We start from the raw sequence: 10,740 nt of genomic DNA on the forward strand, positions 1-10,740 counted from the left end.
TTTCACATTAATTCTTAAACCTGATTAATTATGTTATTACGACACACAACCCCAAAAGAGATAGACAGGCAGGCGTTGACCATTAATCCCGCCAAGACCTGTCAGCCGGTGGGAGCCATGTATGCAGCCCTGGGACTGCATAAATGCCTTCCCCACAGCCACGGTTCGCAAGGCTGTTGCTCCTATCACAGAAGTGCTCTCACGAGACATTTCAAAGAACCTGTTATGGCTGCCACAAGCTCATTCACCGAAGGTTCATCAGTATTTGGAGGAACTGCCAACCTGGTGCAATCCATTAACACCATTTTCACGGTGTACGAACCTGATATTATTGCCGCACATACCACCTGTTTATCAGAAACCATTGGTGATGATATGACGGCCATTATTGGAAAAGCAAAAGATGACGGGGTCGTTCCCGAAGGGAAACACGTCATTTACTGCAACACTCCCAGTTACGTGGGAACCCACGTAACCGGTTACGCCAACCAGGTAACCTCTTTCGTGAAGTCTTTTTCCACAGCCACTCCCAAAAAGAAAAATGTGGTTAACCTTGTGGCAGGCTGGATGGAACCATCCGATATGGCAGAGATTAAAAGATTGGCAAAAGTTCTGGAAGCCCGAACCATTATGTTTCCTGACTTAACCGGCGTTTTGGATGCTCCCATGGACGGGAAATTCCACATGTACCCCAACGGTGGAACGACCTTGGAGGATATGGCCGCCACCGGCGACAGCAAATTCTCCATAGGAATGGGTCCATATTCCACCGAAGATGCCTGCAAAACTCTGGAGAATAAGTGTAAGGTGAAATTTGAGATGGTGGACATCCCCATCGGACTGAAAGCCACCGACCGTTTTCTGATGTCTTTGAGCCGTCATGCAAATGTTCCGGTACCAGATGAAATCACTAACGAGCGAGGACGATTGGTTGACCTGATTGCCGACAGTGCAAGATTGCTTTACGGAAGGCGAGTTGCCCTCTGGGGTGACCCGGACACACTGATTCCATTGACGGAATTCCTGGTTTCACTTGATATGCGTCCGGTTTACGTTGTAACCGGAACTCCCGGGAAACTTTTCGATGCACGAATGAAAGAGATTCTCGAAAAAGTTCCTGAGGCCAAATTCAAAAGCGGCGAAAGAGCCGATATGTTTCAGATGCACCAGTGGATTAAACAAGAGGGAGTTGACCTGCTTATTGGCAACACATACGGAAAATACATCGCACGTGATGAGGACACCCCTTTTGTAAGATTCGGTTTCCCTATTATGGACCGCTCAGGACACAACTACATGCCAAAAACCGGCTACCAGGGAGCTGCTAATCTTGTGGTACAAATATTAGGAGCATTGCTCGACCACGAAGACAGAACCTGTTCAGAAGAAAAAATCGAGCTTCAAATGTAAATTTGGTTCATTGTAAGAAAAAAGACAAAGAACAATAAAAACACGTTTTTTACTTTTACCTGAAAACGCCGCCGGGAATTATCCCGGCGGCGTTTTAAATAATGTCCTACATGCCAAAAACGAAAGTAATCAGAGTAAAGGAAACTGTTCAAAAACAAGAATAAAACCGCCCTCCGAACTACCTTCTTGTAGAAACAAACATCAAAATCTACCAAAAAGTAGTTTTTGATAAAAACCATCAAATCACCCCCTAGTTCTAAACATCTGATTATAAACAACACATAATCTATGGCACAATATTTATATCTATTATAGTGAACCTATTATTAACAATTGCTTGAAAAAACCAATATGAATCTCCATGTCTTTGATAAGAAAAAGTCAAAGACAAGGCTTGCGAAGTCAGAAAAAACGGAGTCTAACTTGTGTAAATGAGTATTTTTCTGACGAGCATAACGAAGTATTTGGCGTTTTCTTGCAAAGACTAACTATACCTATGGCCAATTACATTCTCACACAACGTCAAAGGCAGGTAGCCCGTTCCGGAGTTGAAACCGGCAAGATGGACTGCAACAAACCCAGCGTTGCAGGGAGTGTAAGTCAGCGGGCCTGTGTGTTTTGCGGTTCCAGGGTAGTTTTGTACCCCATTGCCGATGCGCTTCATATCATTCATGGACCCATTGGCTGTGCCGCATACACATGGGACATCCGCGGAGCCATGTCCTCAGGTCCGGAGCTGCACCGCATGAGTTTTTCCACCGACCTGAGCGAGAAAGAGGTCATTTTTGGAGGAGAACCTAAACTTTACAAGGGGCTCGTGGAACTTATAGACAAATACAGTCCCAAAGCAGCATTTGTTTACTCCACCTGTATTGTTGGAATTATTGGGGATGATGTGGAGAAAATTTGTAAACAAGTGGCTCAGGACAAAAACATCCCAATTCTACCGGTGCAAGCTCCCGGATTTCAGGGGTCAAAAAAAGATGGATACAAAGTAGCCTGCGAAGCCTTGTTCAACTTGGTAGGAACTCTTGATTTACCAACTCCCTGGTTTAGTATCAACATTTTGGGAGATTTCAACCTCGCCGGAGAGTTGTGGATTCTTACCGAATATTACAAAAAAATGGGCATTCATATCAACGCCACCATTACAGGCGATGGACGAGTTGACCACATCCGCAACGCGCACAATGCCTCACTAAATGTGGTACAATGCTCAGGCTCTATGTCGCATCTTGCCCGCCTGATGAAAGAGAAGTACGGCATCCCGTTTATGCAGGTCTCCTATTTTGGTATTGAAGACATGTCCGATGCTTTATACGAAGTAGCAAAATTCTTCAAAAGTGATGACTTGATGGCCAAAGCACAGGATATTGTGAAAGATGAAATAGGCAAATTGATGCCGTCTCTGCAATGGTATAAAAACCAATTGGAAGGGAAAAAAGCCGCCATCTACGTTGGCGGTGCTTTCAAAGCCATTTCACTCATTAAAGCTTTGCGACTGATTGGTGTAAAAACCGTAGTTGTTGGCTCACAAACCGGCAATGCAGACGATTACGAAATCATTAAAAAACTCAGTGATGAAGATACAATCATCGTGGACGACTCCAACCCTGTTGAGCTTTCCAATTTTGTAAAGGAGAAACAAGCCGATGTATTTATAGGAGGGGTAAAAGAACGCCCCATTGCCTACAAAATCGGAATCGGGTTTTGCGACCATAACCACGAGCGAAAAGAAGCCCTGGCCGGATACGAAGGCATGATGAATTTCGCCAAAGAAATACACGCAACCATCATGAGTCCCGTTTGGAAATTCACCCGATAACAAAACCATCAACTAAAAACTATAAACTTTGAACATAGAACCTTGAACATAGAACATAGAACCTTAAACATCAAACTTAGAACCTAAAACGCCATGATAACTTTAAACTCCATAAACAAAGCAACTTCTTCCACCCGGAATGCATGTAAGTTGTGTGCTCCATTGGGTGCATCGCTGGTATTTAAAGGCATCGAGGGTTGCGTACCACTCATCCATGGGTCGCAGGGTTGCAGCACTTACATTCGCAGGTACATGATTAGTCATTACAAAGAACCCGTAGATATTGCTTCCACCAACTTCAGTGAAGAAGCGGCAGTTTTTGGAGGAGGTCAGAATTTTGTAACCGGCATCAACAATATCATTGAACAGTACCGTCCCGCAGTCATTGGAATTGCCTCCACTTGTCTGAGCGAAACCATTGGAGAAGATGTGGATGCACTTGTGAGAGATTACTCTGAGCAGATGAATAACGGAGGTCAGCCTCTTTTCTTCAATGTGGCTACGCCCAGTTATTGCGGAACCCACATGAACGGATTCCATCAGGCCGCTATTGCGGCCGTAGCCCGATTTGCCATGCAGGCAAAAAAAGAAGAGCACATCAATCTGTTCCCGGGGTTCGTTACCCCTGCCGACATCAGGTATCTCAAAGAATTATGCATCGATTTAGGCATTAAAGCCACCATATTCCCCGACTATTCGGAAACTCTGGACAACGTACACACTCATGAATATCAACTGATACCCACAGGAGGAACACCCATAACAGATTTGGAGAAAACCGGCTCTGCAAAAGCCACCATCGAATTTGGAACAGTTTTTAATCGTGGAGGAAAAAACATGCACGGTGCCATTCACAGCGCCGGAGAATGGTTACAACAAAAAATGTCGGTTTCCAACCATCAGTTAAACATGCCAATTGGAATTGATGCTTCTGACAAATTCATGAATGTACTGTCTGAATTCTCTGAATCACCAGTTCCCGAAAAACACGTTAAAGAGCGCGGCAGGTTGATAGATGCTTACGTGGATGCCCATAAATATGTATTCGGCAAACGTGCTGTGGTTTACGGAGAAGAAGATTTTGTTATTGCCACATCCGCTTTTCTGAAGGAGATTGGGATTGTTCCCGTGCTGGTAGCCTCCGGAGCTTCCAGCGGTGTACTAAAAAGCGCTATGAACGAAATAACAGGACCAAACGATGAAACAATATACGCCGACGGTTCCGATTTTGCCACCATGCGTGAAATGATGCAGGAACTCAAACCCGATATCATGATTGGTAACAGCAAAGGATATTACATAGCCCGTGAAATGGAAATCCCATTGGTGCGGGTTGGATTTCCAATACACGACAGATTTGGAGCTTCGCGCATGCACCACATTGGATATCGCGGCACTCAAGAACTTTTTGACCGCATAGTAAATGCGCTTATAGAATATAAACAGGAGAACAGCCCGGTTGGGTATAAGTATATATAAGTTTGAGGTTTTATGTTCAAGGTTTGAAGTTGAACATAGAACTTAAAACATAAAACTTTAAACATTAAATGTCATGACAAAAGAAACCAATACCATCGCCGCCCACCCCTGTTTCGATAAGGAAGCAAAGCATTCCCATGCCAGGGTACACTTGCCGGTTGCCCCAAGCTGCAATATTCAGTGTAATTACTGCAACCGCCAATTCGATTGCGTAAACGAAAGCCGCCCAGGAGTTACATCAACTGTACTGAAACCTTTTCAGGCATTTGAATATTTCAGAGCGCTGCACGATAAACTGGATAATCTATCCGTTGTAGGAATTGCCGGCCCCGGTGACCCTTTTGCCAATGCCGAAGAGACTTTGGAGACGATGGAGCGAATCAAATCCGCCTATCCGGACAAGCTGTTTTGCGTATCAACCAATGGCTTAAATCTATTTCCACACATCGACAAATTGGCCCAGGTTGGCGTATCGCATGTCACAATCACCATCAATGCCATTGACCCGGCCATCACTGCAAGTGTTTATAAATGGGTAAGGTTCAACAAGAAAGTTTATCGCGGGATTGAAGGCGCAAAAGTATTACTTGAACAACAGCTAAAATGTATCCCTGCATTAAAAGAGAAAGGAATCATTGTAAAAATAAACTCAGTGATTATGCCCGGGATAAACGACGAACATATAGTTGAAGTGGCTCGTGTATGTGCCGATTTGGGAGCAGATGTTTTCAACTGCATTCCCATGATAGCTACAAAAGGGACAGAATTCGAAAACCTGAAGCAGCCCGATTCAAAAATGGTATTTAAAACCCGCATGCAGGTATCGGAACATATTGAATTGATGTCGCATTGCTCAAGATGCAGAGCCGATGCCGCAGGTTTATTAGGAAAAGATTTAAAAGACACCCATGTTATGTTGAAAGAATTTGCAAAAAGAGAACCCTTTACCGAACAGGAAAGGCCTTATGTTGCAGTCGCAACCCGTGAGGGGTTGCTGGTTAACATGCACCTTGGAGAGGCCAAATCATTCTACATCTACCGCCAGTCGCCAAAAGGCTTTCAGTTTGTAGAAGAGAGAGCGGCTCCACCCACAGGAACCGGAGACAATAGATGGCTGGATATGGCCAAATTAATGAAAGATTGCCGTGCCTTACTGGTTTCAGGAGTTGGCGAAAATCCTAAGGTCATCATCAACAGCTGCGGAACACGAATCATAGAAATGACCGGACTTATTGACGAAGGATTAGACGGCATTTATAACCATAAACCCATACGAAGCATTGCCAAACAAGACGCCTTCCGATGCGGCAGCAACTGCAAAGGGAATGCACAGGGTTGTGCTTAAGGACAGTGAGCAGTGTTCACAGTGGGCAGTGAGCAGTGAGCAGTGAGTAGTGAGCAATCATCAGTTATCAGAGTATGATTAACTAAATTCTAAATTTAAAACCTTGAACCTTAAACATAGAACTTAAAACTTAAAACTTCAAACCTTAAACTTTTAACTTTAAACATACAACATTAAAAAATCTCTCTACAATGAAAAAACCTGAATTCCACATTCTTGTATGTAATTCTTTCAGAGTTGCAGGCGATGCACAAGGTGCATGCAATAAAAAAGGTGCAACCAACTTGTTGCAATACATCACCGAAGAAGCAACCGACCGCGGTCTTGATGTAGCGGTATCCACCACCGGATGCTTAAATGTATGTACCGAAGGACCGGTGATTGTTATCCATCCGAATAATTTTTGGTACGGGAAAGTTGAAAACGAGGAAGCCATAGACGAAATACTGGATTCACTGGAAGAAGGAGAGGCTTGCGAGAAGTATCTCATATCCAATTAATATCAAAAAGAAAAGGCCAGATTAACCCAAAATTACCTTCGCGGTTAATTATTCCGGCTCTGTTTTCATGGCAGAGATTGGTAGTGATGCTTTTTATCAAGCGCTGACAAACAAGCATTCCGGGATAAACCGCGAAGGTTTCTATAAAAAAACAGATGTATGGCAAAGGTAAAAACTCCACACTTTATTGACACTACTCTGAGGGATGGTGAACAAGCTCCCGGAGTGGTTTTCGATTTGGCTGAAAAAATGGCCATATGCCATTTACTTGACAGAACGGGAATCACTGAAGTGGAAATTGGAACCCCGGCCATGGGAAACAAAGAAATCAACGAAATAAGGTATCTCTGTTCTTCCGGGTTTGGCTTTATCACCACTGCTTGGTGTCGCGCATCCATTGACGATATTCTGGCTGCATCACGCTGCGGAACCGACGGAGTACACATCTCTTTTCCGGTATCAGATATTCTTCTTAACAGCATGAATAGAAACCGGGTTTGGGTGATGAAGAATATTAAAGAACTATTAGCCCGTGCCTTGGATTTGTTCCCATTTGTAACTGTGGGAGCACAGGATGGTTCGCGTTGCGAAACATCCTTCCTGAACGAATTCATTGATGCAGCAGAAAAATATGGTGCTGCACGCATCAGAATTGCTGACACAGTGGGAACACTAACGCCAAAACAAACCTCTCAGTTATTTTCATCCATTATTAAAACCCACGGCAGCATCCCCTTCGAATTTCATGCTCACAACGATTTGGGATTGGCAACAGCCAATATTCTATCAGCTTACGATGCCGGCGTGCAAAGTTTTAGCGTAACCGTTAACGGACTTGGTGAGAGAGCCGGAAACGGCGCTCTTGAAGAGGTGGCAATGGCTTTCGAAGTTGGAGAAAAAATAAGTTGCGAACTGGATACCACCCTTTTCTCTCAACTGAGCGAGATGGTTGCCAAAACCTCAAACCGCCCCATACATCCGTCAAAACCCATCACCGGGAACCTGGTTTTAACGCACGAAAGCGGAATCCATACCGCTTCAATCATTCGCGACCGAAATTCATACCAACTGATTCATGCCGAATCCATCGGACGTGAAGAAACGCCCTTTGTTTTTGGAAAACACAGCGGCAGAAACAGCATTATTCATTTCTTTAAAAATCTGCAAATTGAGATATCCGACGAGTTTTGCGATGAAATACTCTCCAGAGTAAAAGAACAGGCAGAAACTTATAAAACGCCAATAAAAGAGATTGAATTAATGGACATATACAACCAATTGCTCCACGAGAATTCAAGTACATTAACCGAAAACCCGGTGGTTTTGATGCGAACCTCGCTGAGCCAAATTGAAGAAGACTGGATAAATGAATAAATTAACATATTATATGAAACGAGTCCCATGTAACCATTTATAAACAAATAATATATACATGAAACTAAGCGCAAGAAATCAACTCAAAGGAAAAGTCCTGAAAATAGAAGAAGGACTAATCACCTCAAAAGTGATGATAGATTTAGGAAATGACAACATCATTTCCGCCATTATTTCCAAAGATGCCATTGCCGATTTGGAGTTAGAAGTAGGGAAAGATGCCGTTGCTGTTATAAAATCAACAGAGGTGATTATCGGAATTCCCTGTGAATGTAAAAAAGAGGAGTCAGACAATAAATGCGGCTGTGGCTGCAAATAGTTATGGTAGATATTCAATGCAATATCAACATAAAAAGGAACGGAGTTGCTTTTTTAAGCAACTCCAAAACCTCTCTTTTACAAGAAATCGCATCGCACGGAAGCCTTAGCGGCGCAGCAAAGCATCTGAGTATATCGTACCAACACGCCTGGAACATGATTGATGAAATGAATCGCGTTGCACCGGAACCATTGGTCGCAAAACAACGAGGTGGAGCCAATGGCGGAGGTGCTGTCTTAACCCCATACGGAAAACGGATACTAAAAGAGTTCCAATATATTGAATCGCATATAAAATCACTGATTAAAAAACTCAACACCGAAATTGCTTTTTGATTTTTTTTAATTTGCGTTATATGTTTTAGTTGATATCGAAATTTAAATAATTAAACAATGGAATCCATACAGTTTTATCCCATAGGAAAAATATTTACTCCCTTCACCAGCATCGAGAACATGCCAATACAGCCTATTGCAGCCGATGGCTGCAAAGGGTACGTTGAACTTTTGCCAAAGTTTGAAGATGGACTGAAAGACCTGGATGGCTTTTCGCACATTACTCTCATTTATCATTTTCATAAAATAACCAATTATGAATTGATGACGACTCCATTCATGGACAAAAATCCCCACGGGATTTTTGCCACCAAAGCCCCCAAAAGGCCAAATGCCATTGGAATATCAACGGTAAAACTCATTAAAATCGAAAAAAACATCATCCATATTGAACAAGTGGACATGCTAAACGAAACACCATTGCTGGATATAAAGCCATTTATCCCAAAATTTGACAACAGAACGCATGCAGAAGACGGATGGATGAAACAATACAATAATTTGCCGGAGAACTTATTGAAATCGGATGACAGGTTTAAATAACAGATTTACAATAAATAAAAGACTATGAAAAGATTATTCCTATGGTTGATGGTTGTAGTAGTAAGCATAGCCTCATTTGCACAAAAGACAAGAATCGCTGCCGCGGCAGATTTACGTTTTGCCATGGATGAAATCGTTTCGGAATTCAAGAAAGCACATAAAAACGCCTACATTGAGGTCATTTATGGCTCTTCGGGAAACGTTTTTACACAAATTATTAACGGCGGTGCACCTTATGACATCTATTTCTCTGCCGACATCAGTTATCCGCAAAAACTTTTTGAAGCCGGACTGACAACAGATGAACCAATTATGTACGCCATTGGAAGAATCGTTTTATGGAGCAGCTCATTAGATGTGAGTCAAGGAGTTGAAGTTTTGGCAGAAAACCCGCGTGCCCGAATTGCCATCGCAAACCCCTCTCATGCACCATACGGCGAACGAGCGGTTGAAACCCTCTCCCACTATGGAATTTACGACCAGATTAAACAACGTTTGATATTTGGCGAAAACATTGCGCAAGCAGCTCAGTTTTGCCTCACCGGTAATGCACAGGTGGGAATTTTAGCACTCTCCCTGGCTCTTGCGCCCAATATGCAAAATCGAGGACGTTATTTTTTAATTGATGACACCACGCACAAGCCACTTCATCAAGGATTTGTAATACTAAACCGTGCCGCAAACAACAAAACTGCACAGCAGTTCTCAAAATTCATAACGTCACCCGCAGCCGTCACAATTCTCGAGAAATATGGATTTGAAACACCCGGCAATTCAGTCGAACAATGACACAAAAAAGAGACCACCATGAACAAAATACCCGCCATCATTAAAAACATCACCGCATCAGGAGGAGTGGTACTGGTCGATTTAGAATCGGACAGTTGCCCGCTATCGACCCTGCTTGTGGATGAAGACAAATTACCGGAATGGTTAACCATAGGAGCATCAGTTTCAGCAGCATTTAAAGAATCGGAACTATCTCTGGCCGTTGATTTATCAGGAAAAATAAGTCTTCGCAACAAGTTGCCCTGTACAGTTAAAACCATTAACTATGGAGAGCTCTTAAGTATAATCCAGTTGACATTTGGCCGACACACCATCTATTCTGCCATCACCACAAGGTCGGTAAAAGCACTTGAACTCAAAACCGGAACCAAAGTCACAGCCCTCATTAAAGCAAACGAGATATCGCTGATGAAGTCGGAGAACGGAAACCGGTGAACGGTGAACGGTGAACGGTGAACGGTGAACGGAGGATGAGGCGTCCTGATATTGGTTGACTTTTTGAGTGATTAATATTCATAAGTTTTGCTAAAAAAAAAGAGTGCCTTGTCTGACATTTGAATTATTTTTTTTGTTTTGATTTGAAAATATGTTAACTAAAGGTCGCTCAGAAAAAGGAGTTTCAAACAAACTTTTTTCAAAGTCGGCAGGAGTTTTGAAGTCCAATTTTTCATGAGGACGACCAACATTATAGGCGTCAACCGCCTTTTTCAACGTTCTTTGACATTGTGAGAGGTTCTTGATACGGAAATTACAAAGATATTCATTTTTGATTGTACCATTAACTCGTTCTATATGAATGTTTTCATACACAGATTCACACA

General features: G+C 42.8%; 12 protein-coding genes. 11 read left to right on the forward strand and 1 reads right to left on the reverse strand.

Features of this window, described 5'->3' with window-relative positions; translation table 11 throughout:
• The first annotated feature begins 30 nt into the window (after positions 1-30).
• The 11 genes from nifK to EV194_RS13020 all read left to right on the forward strand — a co-directional run bounded on the left by nifK (position 31) and on the right by EV194_RS13020 (position 10,354).
• Complete coding sequence (nifK, locus tag EV194_RS12970; RefSeq protein WP_132434465.1) at positions 31-1,410, forward strand: nitrogenase molybdenum-iron protein subunit beta; 1,380 nt, start codon at positions 31-33, stop codon at positions 1,408-1,410.
• A gap of 361 nt (positions 1,411-1,771) precedes the next feature.
• Positions 1,772-3,235, forward strand: a complete 1,464-nt coding sequence (gene nifE / locus EV194_RS12975; RefSeq protein WP_207916044.1) for a nitrogenase iron-molybdenum cofactor biosynthesis protein NifE — start codon at positions 1,772-1,774, stop codon at positions 3,233-3,235.
• Between the two features lie 93 nt (positions 3,236-3,328).
• A complete protein-coding gene (locus EV194_RS12980) occupies positions 3,329-4,714 on the forward strand; it encodes a nitrogenase component 1 (RefSeq protein WP_132434466.1) in 1,386 nt (461 codons plus the stop codon).
• A gap of 73 nt (positions 4,715-4,787) precedes the next feature.
• The gene (nifB, locus tag EV194_RS12985; RefSeq protein ID WP_132434467.1) at positions 4,788-6,059 is read left to right on the forward strand and encodes a nitrogenase cofactor biosynthesis protein NifB; all 1,272 of its coding nucleotides are present in this window, start codon (positions 4,788-4,790) and stop codon (positions 6,057-6,059) included.
• A gap of 191 nt (positions 6,060-6,250) precedes the next feature.
• The gene (locus EV194_RS12990; protein ID WP_132434468.1) at positions 6,251-6,559 is read left to right on the forward strand and encodes a (2Fe-2S) ferredoxin domain-containing protein; all 309 of its coding nucleotides are present in this window, start codon (positions 6,251-6,253) and stop codon (positions 6,557-6,559) included.
• Between the two features lie 159 nt (positions 6,560-6,718).
• Positions 6,719-7,933 (forward strand): homocitrate synthase/isopropylmalate synthase family protein, encoded by a 1,215-nt coding sequence (locus EV194_RS12995; protein WP_132434469.1) that lies wholly within the window; start codon positions 6,719-6,721, stop codon positions 7,931-7,933.
• A gap of 58 nt (positions 7,934-7,991) precedes the next feature.
• Positions 7,992-8,252, forward strand: coding sequence for a TOBE domain-containing protein (locus EV194_RS13000; RefSeq protein ID WP_132434470.1), 261 nt, complete (start codon positions 7,992-7,994; stop codon positions 8,250-8,252).
• Positions 8,253-8,254: 2 nt separating this feature from the next.
• Complete coding sequence (locus tag EV194_RS13005; RefSeq protein ID WP_207916046.1) at positions 8,255-8,587, forward strand: winged helix-turn-helix domain-containing protein; 333 nt, start codon at positions 8,255-8,257, stop codon at positions 8,585-8,587.
• 57 nt (positions 8,588-8,644) lie between these two features.
• Positions 8,645-9,130, forward strand: a complete 486-nt coding sequence (gene tsaA, locus EV194_RS13010; RefSeq protein WP_132434472.1) for a tRNA (N6-threonylcarbamoyladenosine(37)-N6)-methyltransferase TrmO — start codon at positions 8,645-8,647, stop codon at positions 9,128-9,130.
• A gap of 24 nt (positions 9,131-9,154) precedes the next feature.
• On the forward strand, positions 9,155-9,919 hold the full coding sequence (gene modA / locus EV194_RS13015; protein ID WP_132434473.1) for a molybdate ABC transporter substrate-binding protein: 765 nt from the start codon (positions 9,155-9,157) through the stop codon (positions 9,917-9,919).
• An 18-nt stretch (positions 9,920-9,937) separates the two neighbouring features.
• A complete protein-coding gene (locus EV194_RS13020; RefSeq protein WP_132434474.1) occupies positions 9,938-10,354 on the forward strand; it encodes a TOBE domain-containing protein in 417 nt (138 codons plus the stop codon).
• Between the two features lie 90 nt (positions 10,355-10,444).
• Here the strand turns inward: EV194_RS13020 and EV194_RS13025 are convergent.
• The coding region (locus EV194_RS13025) for an integrase core domain-containing protein (RefSeq protein ID WP_165921893.1) at positions 10,445-10,740 on the reverse strand (296 nt) is incomplete at its 5' end.

The organism is Natronoflexus pectinivorans, from assembly GCF_004345615.1.
Taxonomy (GTDB): domain Bacteria; phylum Bacteroidota; class Bacteroidia; order Bacteroidales; family Marinilabiliaceae; genus Natronoflexus; species Natronoflexus pectinivorans.

Bases quoted from the DNA above. Each gene is read 5' to 3' on its own strand.
- EV194_RS12990 (WP_132434468.1), top strand. From the start codon at position 6,251: ATGAAAAAACCTGAATTCCACATTCTTGTATGTAATTCTTTCAGAGTT.
- nifE (WP_207916044.1), top strand. From the start codon at position 1,772: ATGTCTTTGATAAGAAAAAGTCAAAGACAAGGCTTGCGAAGTCAGAAA.
- nifK (WP_132434465.1), top strand. From the start codon at position 31: ATGTTATTACGACACACAACCCCAAAAGAGATAGACAGGCAGGCGTTG.
- nifB (WP_132434467.1), top strand. From the start codon at position 4,788: ATGACAAAAGAAACCAATACCATCGCCGCCCACCCCTGTTTCGATAAG.
- EV194_RS13020 (WP_132434474.1), top strand. From the start codon at position 9,938: ATGAACAAAATACCCGCCATCATTAAAAACATCACCGCATCAGGAGGA.
- modA (WP_132434473.1), top strand. From the start codon at position 9,155: ATGAAAAGATTATTCCTATGGTTGATGGTTGTAGTAGTAAGCATAGCC.
- tsaA (WP_132434472.1), top strand. From the start codon at position 8,645: ATGGAATCCATACAGTTTTATCCCATAGGAAAAATATTTACTCCCTTC.
- EV194_RS12980 (WP_132434466.1), top strand. From the start codon at position 3,329: ATGATAACTTTAAACTCCATAAACAAAGCAACTTCTTCCACCCGGAAT.
- EV194_RS13005 (WP_207916046.1), top strand. From the start codon at position 8,255: ATGGTAGATATTCAATGCAATATCAACATAAAAAGGAACGGAGTTGCT.
- EV194_RS13000 (WP_132434470.1), top strand. From the start codon at position 7,992: ATGAAACTAAGCGCAAGAAATCAACTCAAAGGAAAAGTCCTGAAAATA.
- EV194_RS12995 (WP_132434469.1), top strand. From the start codon at position 6,719: ATGGCAAAGGTAAAAACTCCACACTTTATTGACACTACTCTGAGGGAT.